This is a genomic window from Aerococcus agrisoli (genome assembly GCF_003797145.1).
GTDB lineage: Bacteria > Bacillota > Bacilli > Lactobacillales > Aerococcaceae > Aerococcus > Aerococcus agrisoli.
Window position 1 is genome coordinate 26802 of record NZ_RKMG01000011.1, and the last position, 16241, is coordinate 43042.

Consider the following 16241-nt stretch of genomic DNA (forward strand, 5'->3'; position numbering starts at 1 on the left):
ATTACAGTTCGGCTGGCAAGACCAGGCATCAAAGTTGATAGACATTAGACCTTTGGGGTTAGTGTCCACAATTTTAATGTCTGGTCTTTTTCTTTTTTTAAAGGAAGATTGAGTGAACTGAAGGGCTTAATATGAAGAAGGGAATGATAAACAAAACGGAAGCGAATGAAGCACGAATAAGTCACGAGAGTGCGGGCAAAGGTTTTTCTTTACTAGGGTAATCTTAGGATAGGAGTGTGTGTACCTCCCTACATACACTCCCATCCTAAGATCAAAAAGGGAGAAGGGGCGTCGCCCAAAGAAGTAAGTTGCAATTATACATTTATATATGATGAGGAGAAATTATCATGGCAAAATATACAGATTTAGCAGAAGACATTGTCGACAAAGTCGGCGGTGCGGATAACGTCAAAGAAGTTCGTCACTGTGTGACACGTTTACGTTTTTATCTAAAAGATGAAAGCAAAGCTGATACAGAATACTTAAAAAACCGTGACGGTGTAGTAACTGTTATGCAAGCTGGTGGCCAATACCAAGTAGTTATTGGTAACCATGTACCACAAGTTTATGAAGAAGTTGTTAAAGTAGGTCATCTAAATGATGGTGGAGAAGTTCCTGCTGACGATGGCCAAGATGATGGTAAAAAAGCAAGCCTATTCGATACATTTATTGATATCGTTTCTAGTTTATTCCAACCATTCTTGGGCGCGTTAGCTGCAGCCGGTATCTTAAAAGGGATTGCAGCCCTTATGGCGGCATTAGGTGTTGCAACTACTAGTGGTCTTTATCTAGTATTCAACATCATGGGTGATGGTTTATTCCAATACCTACCAATAGTTTTAGCAGTTACAGCAGCTAAAAAATTCAAAATGAATCAATTTACAGCTATTGCAATTGCAGGGGCTTTGGTATATCCAAACTTAGCTACATTATTCGTTGAAGGTACAAACTTCTTCGGTATTCCGTTAACTTTACCAATGGGTGGCTACTACAGTACAGTATTACCAGTAATCTTAGCAATTTACCTTGCTTCTAAAGTTGAACACTTTATGACAAAAATAACACCTGATAATTTAAAAATGTTTGCGGTGCCAATGGTTACAATCATGATTACTGTACCATTAACATTCTTGCTTGTAGGTCCAGTTGCCAATACAGCTTCATCTTGGATTGGTGCATTATTCACAAACCTTTACGCTTTTAGCCCAGTCTTCTATGGTTTAATCTTAGGTGTTGCATGGCAAGTACTAGTTATGTTCGGTTTACATTGGGGTCTAATACCAATCGCAATCTTGGACATGACACAAAATGGTTCATCAGTTCTCTTAATAGCTGCCTTATTACCATGTTTCACTCAAGTAGGTGTGTTAGCAGCAATTTACTTAAAAACTAAAGAAGATAAAGTGAAAAAAGGTGTAATCCCTACATTAATTTCAGCAATCTTTGGTGTAACTGAACCAGCAATCTACGGTTTTACATTACCAATGAGAACACCGTTCATCATTTCATGTATCGTATCTGGTATCGTTGGTGCTTTCCTAGCATTCTTTAATGTAACAGCTTATTCAGTTGGTGCTATGGGTATCTTCGTTTTACCTTCATTAATCAACCCTGCAAATGGATCATTCCATTCACTAATTTATGCAGCTATCGGTATTGTTATCGCAGTTGGTTTATCATTCGCAATCCAAATGTTTGCAAAAGTACCTACACTATACGGTAACGCAGTTCCTGCAACAGCAGGTGCTACAACAGGCACAGCAGCAGCTACAGTAGTAGACGACGAAACAGAAGAAACAGCAGCGCCAAAAACTTTAACAGACGAAACATTAGTAAGTCCTTTAGAAGGTAACGTAGTCGCTTTAGCAGATATTGACGACCAAGTATTCGCTTCAGGCGCAATGGGTCAAGGGGTTGCCGTTGAACCAACTGTTGGTACTGTAACAGCACCAGCAAACGGTGAAGTGAAAATCTTGTTCCCAACAAAACATGCAATTGGTTTCATCACTGATGCTGGTACAGAAATTTTAATCCACATTGGTATGGATACAGTTAAATTAGATGGTCAACACTTTACAGCCCATGTGTCACAAGGTGACCGCGTTCAAGCGGGTGACCGTTTAGTATCATTTGATATTGATGCAATTAAAGCAGCTGGTTACCAAATTACAACACCAGTTATTGTTACAAATACAAATGACTACGCTTCAGTTGAAGCAACAACAGCTGAAACAGTAGCATTTGCAGATGATAACTTCATCAACGTAAAAGCTTAATGTAATCAATTCAAATCAAGTGAAGGGTGAGTGAAATACTCACCTTTTTTATTTCAATAATTGTCGAACAAAGCTAATAGGAGGATTTTATATGTCAGAGAAAGTATTTCCACAAGGTTTTCTATGGGGTGGCGCAACGGCCGCTAATCAATTTGAAGGTGCATGGAATGAAGGCGGGCGTGGACCAGCTACTTCTGATACGGCGGTAGCTGTCTCTCCGGAAGATCGTAAGAAAATTGAAGAATTTGCCGCACCGATGAACCGTGAAAAAGTACTTTTTGCTTTGGAGGATCAAGAAGGTTTGTATCCAAAACGTTGGGGTTCAGACTTTTATCACCGGTATAAAGAAGATATCGCTTTGTACGCAGAAATGGGCTTTAAAACTTTCCGTTTATCCATTGCGTGGTCTCGTATCTTCCCTAATGGCGACGATGCTGAACCAAATGAAGAAGGCCTAGCTTTCTATGACGCTGTCTTTGATGAGTTGTTAAAATATGGTATCGAGCCATTGGTTACCTTATCTCATTATGAAACGCCAATTGGGATTGCCTTAAATTATGATGGATGGAAAAACCGTAAAGTCATCGACTTATTCGTCAAATATGCCGAAACTGTTTTCACACGATACAAAGACAAGGTAAAATACTGGTTGACCTTTAATGAAATCAACGTCATGGGAATTTCAGGTTATGTTGGTGGGGCATTATTATTTGAAGATGGTAAACAAAACTTATCTGATATGTATCAAGCAGCCCACCATCAATTTGTCGCTTCAGCTTTGGCAACAAAAATTGCCCATGAAATTAATCCGGAAAATAAAGTCGGCATGATGTTAGCGCGTATGGAATCATATGCAGCAACAACTAATCCACTTGATGTGATGGAAGCTATTCAAGCAGAACATGAAAACTTATTTTTCTCAGACGTTCAAGTACGCGGAAAATATCCAGCCTATACGAATCGCATGTTCAAGGAAAATAATATTGAAATCCAAATGGCAGATGGTGATGAAGATATCTTAGCTACTTACCCAGTTGATTTCATGTCATTCTCTTACTACATGACCGCAATTTCTCGCCATAACCCAGCTGAAAATGGGGAATATACAGCAGGAAACTTCAGTCTATCTGAACCAAATCCTTATTTGGAAGCATCTGATTGGGGTTGGCAAATTGACCCGGTTGGCTTGCGTGTGACCTTAAATAAATTATACGACCGCTACCAAGTACCACTATTTATAGTGGAAAATGGATTAGGCGCTTTTGATACGCTTGAAGAAGATGGTAGTATCCATGATCCATACCGCATTGACTACTTACAAGCCCACATCCAACAAATGCATGAAGCGATTGAAGATGGTGTTGAGTTGATGGGGTACACACCTTGGGGTTGTACAGATTTAGTGTCTGCATCAACATCTGAAATGTCAAAACGTTACGGTTTCGTGTACGTTGACGCGGATGACCAAGGAAATGGAAGCTATGACCGCTACCGTAAAGACTCATTCTTCTGGTATAAAGATGTCATCGGCTCAAATGGTGCAAATATTTTAAATGATTAGTGATGATTAGTATGAAAGAGGCTGGGACAAAAGGGCTCTAAAAAGGTGTGCACAATTCTTAATAAGCGTTGTGTACGCCTTTTACTTTGAAAAAATTCTTATAAATTTTGATTGCCATATATCATGGGAACAGGTGTTAAAGGACTGAAAGTGTAGTTCCTTAGCCGTGAACGAGGATGAAATCGAGACCTTGGCTCGATTTCAAATTCATAGACCTTGGCTTTCAATGGTCCCATGGCTCACAAGGAATGTACACTGTAAGGACGAAAAATCTATAATTTTAATCTTTTGTCCTAGCCTCTTTTTACATTGCAGTGCTCATCACTGCGCGAAATGGTGTTTTTTTGCATACCAGTTAAGCGATTCCACCAATCAAAAATGCCCAGAGATACCTGCGATTATAGAATGAACCTGCCATTCTATAATTTTGGGCGTTTTTATCAAGCATAAATTACGGTTCTATAAAATATAATGTTTTTTTAACGCATATAATCCCATTCTTGATAAGTTTTACCCTTCTATAAAGTACCAGTTGTCATTCTGTAAAAATTGTCATTTATTTATAGAATGAAATTTTATGCTATAAAATTTTGCTATTTTATCAAATATCTCGAATCATTCTATAATGAACGCGTGCCCAATATAGCAAAAGAGATTGGAACCATGAGTCCCAATCTCTGCCAAATCAATTATTGATTTTTCTTTTTCTTTGCTTCGTCAACTTCCTTAGGTGTGATATCTGCACCTGTTGGGTCGATGACGCGGGTATTTTCAATAATCCCCTTAAATGAACTGCGGAATTCGTTCAAATATTCTTGACGTAGTTCCTTTTGCTCAGCTAACTCGGCTTCCGTAATGGTGCCGGCTTTCTTTTTCGCAGCTAATTCATTGATTCGTGCAATGAGTTTACTCGTTGCCATATGCTATCATTCCTTCATTTCATATTAGCCAACAGCGGAGGCATACCATCCTTTCGCTGCTTGTAATTCAGGCATTGATAGGGAATGGCCGTAGTTTTCCCAGTGAAGGGTTACGGTAGCGCCCGCTGATTCTAGGGCTTTGGTTAAATTTTCACTCTCGCTAGTCGCTACAATTGGATCATTGCTACCAGCACCGATAAAGACGGGTGTCTTGCTTAGATTTGGCATGTTATCCGTTTCAAAAGGTACCATTGCATGTAACAAAATCGCGCCCTTAAACGGATTATCAAACATGTGCAACATACCACCGGCAATGTTGGCACCATTCGAATAACCAATCGGCACAACCTTGTCACGGTCAAAACCTATGGCCTCTGCCATCTCATCTATGAAATTATACAGGTCTTGGGCATGGAATTTCAAGTTTTCCACGTCTAAATTCCCTTCACCATGGCGTTTGAAGAAACGATTGTAAGGTCCTTCTGGCTCATTTCCGCGTAACGACAAGATATTCGCATTCGGATCAATAAAATTCGCCACATCTAGCAAATCGTTCTCCGTCCCGCCAGTACCGTGCAATAATAGCAAAGTAGGGGCATGTTCAACTGTTGATGGTTTGTAGATATATTCGTAACTCATAATGTCTCCTTTAAAAATCCAGTGGTGTCAGTTTCTTCTTAACAACTTCAATAATTGCCTGGTGTTTTGCAGGGTAGAAAAGTTCAGTCCCCAAATTTTCTAGTGATTCATTCCAGGTGAAACCTGGTGCTTTCGTCGCCAACTCAATCAGTAGTCCACCACGTTCACGGAAATATAGTGATTTAAAGTAATCGCGATTTTTAATATCACTTGCCTTGTAGCCTTCTTTTTGCGCAATATCTAACCAATAGACTAAGGTATCTTCATCATCCACTTGAAAAGCAATATGGTGAACAGTACCTATGGCCATTGTACCAAACGTACCAGGTGTTTTACGGATATCAATCCATTCTTTGTGGTCGCCAGGTGCTTGGAGGCGAGTGTATACTGCATCTTCGTCAACAACCGGCCAGTTTAATACGTCTTCAAAGAAATGCAGGGTATTTGCTGGGCGATGACTGTAAATAATGGCACCCGCAAAACCTTGAATGGCTGTTTCAGGGGTAATATCATCCACTGCATAGGTATTCGCTTTGCCCCAATTTTTTTCTACCAATTCAATGTTTAAATTATGGAAATCCTTGATTAATAGGGTTTCTTGGTCAAAACGACTGCCACGTACAAAATCAACACCCTTATCGGTTAGACGTTTCGCCCAGAAATCAATACTGTTTTCTGGAATCGCGTAGATGGTGGTTGCTACTTGGCCATCGCCAAGTTCGCCCATTTTCTTGTTTTCCCAGGGGAAGAAAGTAATAATGGTACCAGGATCAGCATCATAATTACCAAAGTACAAGTGATAAGTGTAAGGGTCATCGTAGTTTAACGTTTTCTTGACTAAACGAAGGCCAAGAATATCTCTGTAAAAAGTTAATACCTCATTCGGATTACCGACGATTGCTGTAATGTGGTGTAATTGTTGAATATCTGTTGCCATCTTTTTTCCTCCTTCTAGGAATATTTCTAAATCGAACTATTTGATATATTTAGTATAACATCATTTCGAATTCGAATCAATAGGTGTTTGATGATTTTTTTGTAAGCAAATAGGGCGTATTGTGAAGTTTATGTAAACTTGTCTCATTTTACGCCATTTCGAAACAGAATTTGTTAGAATGTATTTGTTACACTTTAATAGATAATGTGATAAACAGGAGGAAGAACATGGGAAATTCATATGGTGAATCGACTGCGGTACAAGAATCAGAAAAACGCCCATTTGGTATGCGTGATATTATCGGCTACTTCTTTGGGGATTTCGGTTGTAACTTGAGTTACTCTGTCGTAACCTATTATTTGACGATTTTTTATGTGTCATATATTGGCATTGAAGCAACACATTTTGCTGCAATTATGATTTTAACACGTGTGTTTGATGCAATTAATGATCCAATGGTTGGTTACTTCTCTGACCGTATTAAACCAATTAAAGGCAACCGCTACAAACCATTTATCTTAGTAGGTGGACCGCTATTAGCTTTAATTTCAGCCTTCATGTACTTTGATACATCTGGTATGAGCTATGGTGTGAAGTTGGCTGTCTGTGCAATTTCTTATGTAGCTTGGGACTTCGCCTATACGCTAGTCAACATTCCTTACGGTACCTTGAACTCAGTGATTACTGATTCATCAGAAGGACGTACGAAATTATCAACTGCGCGTTCAATCGGGGCAGGAGTTGCCAAATTACCAGTCGCTATTATTCCTTTAATTGTTTACCAAGACAAACTAGTTGATGGTAAGGTGGTATCACAATTCCAAGGACAATTGATGTTCCCTGTTATGTTGGGCTTGGGTGTTGTCGCGTTAATCTCTTTCTTGTTGCTATACAATAATGTGGAAGAACGTGTAAAACCTGACGACAAACGTGGCGAAAAACAGCCATCAATTTTTACAACATTAAGAACTTTATTCTCTAACCGCGCCCTAATCGCGCAAATTATTGCGGGTACTGCCCAAACAATCTTTATCTACTCTGCGTCTCAGTTACACCAAATGACTTTACAAGTAAAATACAACGACGGTGGTTTATTCTCTTGGTTCACACTAATTGAAATCGCACCACTAGCTATCGGGGTATTGATGATTACACCGTTAGTACGCAAATTTGGTAAACGTAAAGTAATCATCGTTCCTTTAATCGGAACATTAGTGATTTACATCAGCATGTTATTATTCCCAGTTGATAACTCAACAACTTGGATCATCTTGATGGCCATTGCCAACATGTTCACATTTGGTTTCCAATTATTATCATGGGCAATGATTTCAGATGCAATTGACTACAACGAATGGAAACAAGGCTTCCGTTCTGACGGATCATTATATTCTTCATATATCTTCTGTCGTAAGATCGGTACAGCCATTTCATCAGCCAGTGTACCGCTATTAATCGCATACGCTGCACCATCATTAGAATTAAACAACGCCGCAACTTGGACAGCTTCAAACGTGAACGCTATCTACAACATGTCAATCACCTTCCCACTAGTTGGGTTTGGTTTAGTCTTCATTGCCTACCTATTAGTTTTCAACATCACCACCGAAGACTACCATGCAATGCAAAAAGACTTAGGTCACACAATTGACAACGGCTAAACAGTCATCAATAGGGAGAGGCGGGGACATTTGTCCTCGCCTCTTTTTGATTGCTTTAAAACAAGTAATGTAGGGTTGTGCGCTGCACAACCCAACCATTTGATTTTTTTGACGGTGACTTATTTTGCTCAGATAAGTCACAGGTTTGGTTGAGTGTGACTTATTTTCCCAGATAAGTCACAGGTTTGGTTGAGTGTGACTTATTTTCCCAGATAAGTCACGGATTTAGTTGGAGTGTGACTTATATCCCTATATAAGTCACAGGTTTGGTTGGGTGTGACTTATATCCCTATATAAGTCACAGGTTTGGTTGGGTGTGACTTATATCCCTATATAAGTCACGGATTTGGATGAAGTGTGACTTATTTTCCCAGATAAGTCACACCACCCAACAGCTTAAAACGCCTCTCCATAACTGGACACTTCAGATGCTGTAGCGGTATGGCATGGCTGGTGCATGCCATTGAATCATTTATCGCTTAAAATTTCGGTAATTGTTTTCACATTTAGGCTTGGTATTTTGCTATACTAAAGAAGAAAAGATGGCACATTTGCCATGAATACCGACGGCTTGAAAGTCAGGACAATTGCCCCTATAATCAGTAGGTCAGATAGTGGCATTCGGCGTCCTCAAAATAATCAAAAACGTCAATATTACACAATCAAAATCCAAGATAGAACAAGGTGGTTTTATGAAAACTTTAGCAATAGATACATCAACGCAATCACTGAGCGTAGCTTTACGTGATGGCGATAAGGTAGTGGCTGAAACAACCACCAATACCAAAATCAAACACTCAACGCAGTTACTGCCGCTCATCAATCAAATGTTCCAGGTAATTGGTTGGACAGCAAATGATTTAGAGGGCATTGTGGTAACAGCGGGTCCGGGATCCTATACAGGGCTCCGTATTGGGGTGACAGCAGCCAAAACGATGGCCAACACCCTAAGCATTCCTTTATATACCGTCCCAACCTTACAAGCATTAGCTGGCAACGTTCAAACGTTCGAGGCACCGGCACTGGTCTTGCCATTTATCGATGCCAGACGTCAAACAGCATTTGCGACCCTCTACCAAAAAGAGGGCAATACATTTAAACAACTATTCACCACTTCTCATGGTAAATTCGCGACATTCCTAGATCAAGTGAAGGCGCATATCGCAGCAGATGCCTCATTACAAGCACTGCCACTATACTTTATTAGTCCGGATGTCGACCAGTTTACGGAAGCCATTACAGCATTCTTTGGCGAAAATGACAAAGCGCGAATCTTACCAAGTGAACTTGGCCTAATACATGCCAGTCACCTTGGTGCGTTACCATTAGAACAGGTGGATGTGGATACCTTTATTCCTTACTATGCAAAATTAGCAGAGGCTGAAGAAAATTGGCTAGCTCAAAATCCTGAGGAGGCTAAGTTAGATGAAGGCAAATACGTGGAAAGAACAGATTAGTAATTTTTTCAAAAATTTGAATCAACAGGTGTTATTTACGATGAAAAATTCAGTGGTATCCGATTTAGACTTAAACGAAGAACCAATCACCCTTGCAGACGGACGGGTAGTTACCTTTGCCTTACAAAATACGAGAGTCATCTACGAAATGGTAGATGTGGAATATCGTGCCTATCATCAGGTCATGTCATGGACAGCCCAGGATTTCTTGTACGATATGACAGAAAATCCCAATACCTACTACATTCAAGCCTTCGTCGGCGAAGAACTAGCAGGTTTTGTCGGTTGTCGCCGTGACAGAACAGATGTCCATATCTCAAATTTTGTCGTCAACCCAGACTTCCAATCAATGGGGATTGGGGCAGCCATATTACAACGGGCTATTTGCTGTGCCAAACAACTGGACCGCAACGCCATGTCCCTAGAAGTACGCGCCTCAAACCATGGCGCCCAACGCTTCTACCAACGCTTTGGCTTCTACGAAAGTGCCACCAAAGAGCGTTACTACTCAGACAACGACGAAGACGCCTACGAAATGCGTCTGATGCCACTCATGAACATCGACCAGATTGAAGTGATCGAAAGTGCCTAAACAGACCATGCAAATCCATAAAATCGATGCCGAGTGGGCGAGCAGTCAATCACCTGCCACTGTGGGGGAAATGACAGCCGACCTCCATGGCGCACTAGTCCAAGCATTTCCAGAAGGGTTTTCGTGGACGGAACAGACTATTCAAACCAGCCTACACAACAGATTCCATCAATTTTTCTACATGCGCGACCAAGCAACGAGCGAGATTGTTGCGGTGGCGCATTTTCAATTGATCTTTGACGAAGCGGAACTCTTTAATATTGGCGTGGTGCCGAGTCATCAAAGACGGGGTTTGGCCAAGCAAGTCTTACAATATGTCCTTGACCACTATCACAATCAAGACGTAGCCACGGTTACCTTAGAAGTGCGCAGCCGCAACCAAGCAGCCCGCAAACTATACGAAAGCCTGGGCTTCAAACAAATTGCTAGCCGTCCGGACTATTATCCGATAAACTTAGACGACGCGATTATTTATCAAATACAATTGAATCAAATATAAATAGTATTTCAGAAAGGAGTTTTCAATTTATGGCAACAATATTAGCCATTGAATCATCATGTGATGAAACGAGTGCAGCCATCGTCTTGAACGGAACAGATATGCGTTCAAACGTGGTGGCCAGCCAAATCAAAAGCCACATGCGCTTTGGTGGGGTTGTACCCGAAATTGCCAGTCGTCACCATGTGGAACAAATTACCCAAGTCATCGATTTAGCCATGACCGAAGGGGACGCAACGTGGGATGACGTAGATGCGGTCGCTGTTACCCAAGGGCCAGGCCTAGTCGGGTCACTCCTAATTGGGATTACCGCAGCGAAAACCTTAGCCTTTGCCCATCAAAAACCCTTGATTGGGGTTAACCATATGGCTGGTCACATTTATGCCAACCAATTAGTGGCACCAATGGACTATCCATTATTAGCCTTGGTTGTTTCTGGTGGTCATACCGAGCTTGTATTAATGCGCGGTGACAACGATTTTGAAACCATCGGTGATACCCGCGATGACGCAGTAGGTGAAGCCTACGACAAAATTGGCCGAGTGATTGGGGTACCATATCCAGGCGGTAAAATCATCGACCAAATGGCGCATGAAGGGGAAGATGTCTACAATTATCCACGTGCCATGAAGGGCGAAGATACTTTAGATTTCTCATTCTCAGGTCTAAAATCAGCCGTGATTAACCACATGCATAATGCCAAACAAAAGAATGAAGCGTTAGATATGAACAATGTGGCGGCTTCATTCCAAGCAGCAGCCCTAGATCAATTGGTGGGTCGCACCATGCGCGCCTTGGAATTGCATCCTGAAATCAAGCATGTCCTAGTAGCCGGTGGGGTGGCAGCCAATAAAGGCTTGCGTACCCAACTAACTGCAGCTATCGAGGCCTTTGACCAAGAAATTACCCTGCAATTCCCACCGTTAAGCTTATGTGGGGACAATGCAGCCATGATTGGTGCCGCAGCCGAATCTTTATATGCGCAAGCGGACTTTGCGCCCCTAGGCTTGGATGCTAAACCAGGCTTATCACTCTAGTCAAGCCACCAGAGCTTAAGCATTTAGCAGTACTTTCTTAAACAACTTAATCTTTATGGACCAATGCCGGTTAATTCCTCTAGCATTGGTTCTTTTTTTGCCCCAAAAACTTCATACTTTCATCGTATTTCCAACCTAATATAAGACCTATCAAACTACAAGCACAACAAAGGAGTCGTGAAAGGCATGAAAATCAGCACATTATTTCAAAAAAGTGTCGTTAGCACTAGTCAACCTATCAGTAAAGCAATCGGCGAAATGACCATCACAGGCATTAGCGAATCATCTCAAACCGTTGCACCAGGCTACGTATTTGTTGCGATTTCAGGCTTCCAAAAGGACGGCACGGCCTATATCCAAGACGCCATTGACGCCGGCGCAGCCCTTATCGTGACCGATCGTCCGCTGGATATAAAAAGAACTGGCGCTAATAATAACACCGCCTTCGTCCAGGTGGCAAATGCCCGTAAAGCCTTGGGAGCCCTCGTGGCCGCCTACTACGGCTTCCCTAGTCAGGACAAACTGGTCATCGGGATTACGGGTACTAACGGCAAAACGACTACTGCCTTATTTCTACAACACCTACTGGAAAAAGCTGGTTACCAAGTCGCATACTTTGGGACCGTCTATAACGAAGTGAACGGCCAACGCTATGATGCCACGCTGACCACACCAAGTGCCACTGAAATCCAAAAAGCCCTCGCCAATTCAGATGACGACGCGGTCATCATTGAAGCATCTAGTCAAGGGCTAGATCAATACCGCATGCAGGGGATGACCTTTGACTATGCCTTATTTACCAACATGTACCGCGATCATCTTGACTACCACGAGTCCATGGAGAATTACTTCCAAGCCAAGAAAATGCTTTTTGACTTGCTGAAAGAGGACGGGACTGCGGTCATCAACACCTATACCATGTGGGGCCACCGTTTAGCCAGTGAACTGCAAGCGGCAGGCAAGCAGGTGGTTACCGTTGGCCAAGAAGAGGGCGCCAACGCCCACGTGCTAGATTGTTATGACGATGCTGCAGAGGTTGATTTCAACGGCCAAGTCGTGACCATCACCGCGCCACTAGCCGGGACCTACAACCAGGAAAATCTGATTCTAGCAACAGCCGTGGTCGACGATTTGGGTCTCGATCCAGGCAATACCAACCAAGCAATTGCTGACTTCCCGGGCATTTCCGGACGTTTGGAGACCTATGAAGTCAGCCCTGAAGAAACCATTATTGTCGATTACGCCCACACACCGGATGCCATCGAAGCCTTACTGACTAGTCTGGGCAATACCTATCCCGGTCGCGACATCATCCACATCTTTGGTTTCCGCGGTCAACGTGATAGTGGCAAATTTCCCAAAATGGTCCAAGCATCTCAAGCGAATGCAGATTTCACCATCCTAACTACAGATGATTTGAATGGCGTGACCCAGGACAAGATGGTCGCAAATTATAGCCAATACATGACTTATTATGGCTTCGATAACCTAGCCATCATCATGGACCGTTTTGAAGCACTACAAACAGCTTTTGAAATGGCAAAAAGGCCAACCCTCTTAGTGATGACAGGCAAGGGCCACGAAAACTACCGGATCCCTTGCCGTACAGGGGTCATTTCTGACCAAGAAGCAGCAGAAGCCATGATGCAGAGTAGGGTTGTTCACTTTCGGTAAAGCCACGGATTATGGTATCATCAATAGTAATCAAGAACACAAGAAAGGTGAGTGATTGGGTGGCATCTTGGAAACATACCAGCAAGACAGATAAGCACAAAGAAACCCAGACCAATAAACGGTCTAAAAAATATACGCCCCAACCTAGAGACACCTTCGTTGATATCATTATCTTTCTACTGATAATCGCCGTCATTTCAGGACTTGTCTTCTTCTATTGGGCCATGAAATTATAAACGTTAGATAAGGAAAAGGCGGAGTGATCCGGCTTTTTTCTATTTGAAGAAAGAGATTTCTGCACTTGTATATTTTTTACTCTAAAAAGTCAAAAAGTTATAACCAGAAGGGGCTGTGCGTCCATTTATGAGAAAGAATGGAAAGCAAAAATGGCTGAACTTTTCATTTCCCAAAAAAAGTGAAAGTTCAGCCCGCTGTGTGACGCAATTTTTCTCATTATTGAAACCAAAGCATCCCGAACTTTCCAATTACTGGTTATTTTAGATTGCATATATACAATCCCAACAACCTAGGTGGAAAATTTTATGCTAGCGTGACCTTCATCCGAATAAGGTCTTAAAAATATCAAATGGTATAAATTAACCATATTGTGACAAAGTAAACAAGAATTAACACTGTAAAATAGACGATTAATGAACATATAAGCAAAGGATATATATATTATGTGAAAATATGCACTTGTATTTCATCTAGAAAGCGATTACAATTGAAATAACCTCACCGATGAGCATCCGATTGCTGTGGGGTTTTCAAAAAATAGGGTGCGTTCCTAGTGCGATGAACCAGTATTGCCCGGCAATACTGGTTCATGTGCTTTTTGTCCTGCCTCCTAAGCGTGCACTTAGGGGGTTTGTTTGTGTCTAAAAATAATCATATTACAAGGGAATTCATCTTTTTCATGCTAGAATGGAGGCGTAAAAGACCAAGCTAGTTGAAGAAGGAGTGGCGCCAATGTTTGAACAATTCGCTTTCTATTTTCCCGCAAAAGATGTCGACAAACAGATTCACCTGTATTTACCCGACAACTATGAAGAAAGTAAGGAACACTTTCCAGTAGTCTATATGTACGACGGTCACAATTTATTCTTCGATGAAGATGCTACATACGGCACTTCTTGGGGGTTACTCGATTTTATGGATTCCTATGACAAGCAGGTCATCATCGTTGGAATTGAATGCTCACACGAAGAGGGTGAACGTATTCGCGAATACTGCCCGTATCCAGTTGATACCCAATACTTCGGTCACGTAGCCGGCTATGGTGATGTCTATATGGATTGGTTGGTCAATGAACTCAAACCCTTCATCGACGATAACTATCCAACCATTCCCGACCGCGAAGCAACTGCGATTGCTGGTTCATCGATGGGTGGCTTGATGGCATTCTACTCTGTCATCGCCCATAACGACGTCTTCTCCAAAGCTGGCGCCCTATCACCAGCCTTCGGATTCGCAGTGCCTGAACTGGAAGCCGAAATAGCGCAACACGAAATTGATCCAGACACCCGCGTCTTCTTCTCGTATGGTGACGAAGAAGTCAACTTCGAACGATTGAAACCAACAGCTACATTCAACGACGCCATCATCGAAGCCGGTGGCGAAACCCATGTCCACATCGAAGAAGGCGGAGACCACTCCGAAGCCACCTGGCGTAAGCAAAACCGCTTATATATGGACTTCTTGTGGAAATAATATAGATAATGTAAAAAGGCAGAGACGTGTTAATCTCTGCCTTATTTGTTCTTGTGTGTAAATTTTATTTTTCTAAAGCCGTCACGTAGGCGTCAACCGCTATTAAAGCGTCGGCAACATCATCAGGTGTCACTTTGAATGGTAATGCATGAATGGTTTCACCTTCGATGGTTGCTTGTTTCCCAACTTTTAAGAGAGATTCTCGGTCATTGGCGTCCAAGTGGAGTTCAGCTAATGTTGTAGGTAAGTCTAATTTTTGATATAGGGCAATATAAGCATCAATTTCTTCAAGGGGACGATTTTCCAAGAAGAGCTGTGTTAGTGTACCGTAAGTAACTTTCTCACCATGGGTTAAATGGTGAATGTCACCATCAAGGGCGGTGAAGCCGTTGTGGATGGCATGTGCCGCCGCAAGACCACCAGATTCAAAACCAAGACCACTTAATAAAGTGTTGGCTTCAATCACGTTTTCAACTGCAGGTGTTAATACTTTTGCTTGAACAGCACGGTAAGCTTTTAAGCCATCAGCGAATAGCACTTCACGACATTTGTCGCCGATCGCTTGGGCTGCGAGCGTTGTTTTCCCACCAGCCATGGTATTTGAATTACTGATGACATTGGGACGGATTTCAACCGCAGTTGCTAAGGCATCCGCGATACCTGAAGCAAATAAACGTGCGGGTGAGTTGGCAATGACGTAGGTATCTAGTAAAACGAGATCAGGATTCTTTTTATAGAAACGGTATTGTTCAAATACACCGGCTTCTGAGTAAATGACAGATAGGGCAGAGGTTGGGGCATCGGTAGACGCAGTCGTTGGTAAGACTGCAATCGGCGTACCCAATTCATCCGCAATCGCCTTACCAGCATCGATTGCTTTCCCACCACCAAGGGCTAGGACAACATTTACACTGTGTTGACGACCAATTTCAGTGACACGATTGATTTCAATTGTTGAAGCTTCACCATTGAAGGGTTCACGAACCACTTCAATACCAGCATCAGTCAAGACACGAGCCAATTCTTCACCAACAATACCCCATACTACATCATCGGCAAGTAACAGGGCTTTGTCACCTAATTTTTGAATATATTCAACCCCAGTAGGGCTAGTTAAGAGATGTTCACCTTGTACATAACGAGAGGGACTAGCAAAAACTTTTAGCATGATATTTCCTCCTATGTTGTTAAAACATTCACAAATAAACAGATACACATTCAAATTGTTCTTTTCAATTAACTTTCTTACATGTGAATAATATCACAATATAAAGTGAA

The 16241-nt window shown here is 42.0% G+C and carries 14 protein-coding genes; 10 read left to right on the top strand and 4 right to left on the bottom strand.

Annotated features, from left to right (window positions below; all coding sequences use genetic code 11):
* Window positions 1-347 precede the first annotated feature (347 nt).
* Entirely contained in the window at window positions 348-2276 is a 1929-nt protein-coding gene (locus EF384_RS04695; protein ID WP_123779830.1) for a beta-glucoside-specific PTS transporter subunit IIABC, read from the top strand.
* 91 nt (window positions 2277-2367) lie between these two features.
* A complete protein-coding gene (locus tag EF384_RS04700) occupies window positions 2368-3837 on the top strand; it encodes a glycoside hydrolase family 1 protein (protein WP_123779831.1) in 1470 nt (489 codons plus the stop codon).
* Window positions 3838-4526: 689 nt separating this feature from the next.
* Here EF384_RS04700 and EF384_RS04705 read toward each other — a convergent pair.
* Genes EF384_RS04705 through EF384_RS04715 form a run of 3 tightly spaced genes read right to left on the bottom strand, consistent with a single transcriptional unit; the run spans window position 4527 to window position 6333 of the window.
* On the bottom strand, window positions 4527-4757 hold the full coding sequence (locus EF384_RS04705; protein ID WP_123779832.1) for a DUF896 domain-containing protein: 231 nt from the start codon (window positions 4755-4757) through the stop codon (window positions 4527-4529).
* A gap of 24 nt (window positions 4758-4781) precedes the next feature.
* Entirely contained in the window at window positions 4782-5396 is a 615-nt protein-coding gene (locus EF384_RS04710) for an alpha/beta hydrolase (RefSeq protein ID WP_123779833.1), read from the bottom strand.
* Between the two features lie 10 nt (window positions 5397-5406).
* Entirely contained in the window at window positions 5407-6333 is a 927-nt protein-coding gene (locus tag EF384_RS04715; protein ID WP_123779834.1) for a VOC family protein, read from the bottom strand.
* A gap of 227 nt (window positions 6334-6560) precedes the next feature.
* Here EF384_RS04715 and EF384_RS04720 point away from each other — a divergent pair, with 227 nt between their 5' ends.
* The 8 genes from EF384_RS04720 to EF384_RS04755 all read left to right on the top strand — a co-directional run bounded on the left by EF384_RS04720 (window position 6561) and on the right by EF384_RS04755 (window position 14963).
* Window positions 6561-7994 (top strand): MFS transporter, encoded by a 1434-nt coding sequence (locus tag EF384_RS04720; protein ID WP_123779835.1) that lies wholly within the window; start codon window positions 6561-6563, stop codon window positions 7992-7994.
* Between the two features lie 692 nt (window positions 7995-8686).
* A complete protein-coding gene (tsaB, locus tag EF384_RS04725) occupies window positions 8687-9451 on the top strand; it encodes a tRNA (adenosine(37)-N6)-threonylcarbamoyltransferase complex dimerization subunit type 1 TsaB (RefSeq protein ID WP_123779836.1) in 765 nt (254 codons plus the stop codon).
* A gap of 40 nt (window positions 9452-9491) precedes the next feature.
* Entirely contained in the window at window positions 9492-10043 is a 552-nt protein-coding gene (rimI, locus tag EF384_RS04730; RefSeq protein WP_233570036.1) for a ribosomal protein S18-alanine N-acetyltransferase, read from the top strand.
* Window positions 10036-10542: a ribosomal protein S18-alanine N-acetyltransferase gene (rimI, locus tag EF384_RS04735; RefSeq protein ID WP_233570037.1), complete on the top strand. Its 507-nt coding sequence runs from the start codon at window positions 10036-10038 to the stop codon at window positions 10540-10542. The genes rimI (EF384_RS04730) and rimI (EF384_RS04735) overlap by 8 nt, the downstream gene beginning before the upstream one ends.
* A gap of 29 nt (window positions 10543-10571) precedes the next feature.
* Entirely contained in the window at window positions 10572-11579 is a 1008-nt protein-coding gene (tsaD, locus tag EF384_RS04740; protein WP_123779838.1) for a tRNA (adenosine(37)-N6)-threonylcarbamoyltransferase complex transferase subunit TsaD, read from the top strand.
* 186 nt (window positions 11580-11765) lie between these two features.
* Entirely contained in the window at window positions 11766-13253 is a 1488-nt protein-coding gene (locus EF384_RS04745) for a Mur ligase family protein (protein WP_123779839.1), read from the top strand.
* Between the two features lie 59 nt (window positions 13254-13312).
* Entirely contained in the window at window positions 13313-13489 is a 177-nt protein-coding gene (locus EF384_RS09715; protein WP_158607411.1) for a hypothetical protein, read from the top strand.
* Between the two features lie 733 nt (window positions 13490-14222).
* Window positions 14223-14963: an alpha/beta hydrolase gene (locus tag EF384_RS04755; RefSeq protein WP_123779841.1), complete on the top strand. Its 741-nt coding sequence runs from the start codon at window positions 14223-14225 to the stop codon at window positions 14961-14963.
* 64 nt (window positions 14964-15027) lie between these two features.
* Here EF384_RS04755 and EF384_RS04760 read toward each other — a convergent pair whose 3' ends face one another.
* Window positions 15028-16131, bottom strand: coding sequence for a glycerol dehydrogenase (locus EF384_RS04760; RefSeq protein WP_123779842.1), 1104 nt, complete (start codon window positions 16129-16131; stop codon window positions 15028-15030).
* Window positions 16132-16241: the final 110 nt, after the last annotated feature.

What these genes read in the sequence shown, in the direction of transcription:
- EF384_RS04695 (WP_123779830.1), top strand. Translation starts at nt 348, where the DNA reads ATGGCAAAATATACAGATTTAGCAGAAGACATTGTCGACAAAGTCGGC.
- EF384_RS04700 (WP_123779831.1), top strand. Translation starts at nt 2,368, where the DNA reads ATGTCAGAGAAAGTATTTCCACAAGGTTTTCTATGGGGTGGCGCAACG.
- EF384_RS04705 (WP_123779832.1), bottom strand. Translation starts at nt 4,757, where the DNA reads ATGGCAACGAGTAAACTCATTGCACGAATCAATGAATTAGCTGCGAAA.
- EF384_RS04710 (WP_123779833.1), bottom strand. Translation starts at nt 5,396, where the DNA reads ATGAGTTACGAATATATCTACAAACCATCAACAGTTGAACATGCCCCT.
- EF384_RS04715 (WP_123779834.1), bottom strand. Translation starts at nt 6,333, where the DNA reads ATGGCAACAGATATTCAACAATTACACCACATTACAGCAATCGTCGGT.
- EF384_RS04720 (WP_123779835.1), top strand. Translation starts at nt 6,561, where the DNA reads ATGGGAAATTCATATGGTGAATCGACTGCGGTACAAGAATCAGAAAAA.
- tsaB (WP_123779836.1), top strand. Translation starts at nt 8,687, where the DNA reads ATGAAAACTTTAGCAATAGATACATCAACGCAATCACTGAGCGTAGCT.
- rimI (WP_233570036.1), top strand. Translation starts at nt 9,492, where the DNA reads ATGAAAAATTCAGTGGTATCCGATTTAGACTTAAACGAAGAACCAATC.
- tsaD (WP_123779838.1), top strand. Translation starts at nt 10,572, where the DNA reads ATGGCAACAATATTAGCCATTGAATCATCATGTGATGAAACGAGTGCA.
- EF384_RS04745 (WP_123779839.1), top strand. Translation starts at nt 11,766, where the DNA reads ATGAAAATCAGCACATTATTTCAAAAAAGTGTCGTTAGCACTAGTCAA.
- EF384_RS04755 (WP_123779841.1), top strand. Translation starts at nt 14,223, where the DNA reads ATGTTTGAACAATTCGCTTTCTATTTTCCCGCAAAAGATGTCGACAAA.
- EF384_RS04760 (WP_123779842.1), bottom strand. Translation starts at nt 16,131, where the DNA reads ATGCTAAAAGTTTTTGCTAGTCCCTCTCGTTATGTACAAGGTGAACAT.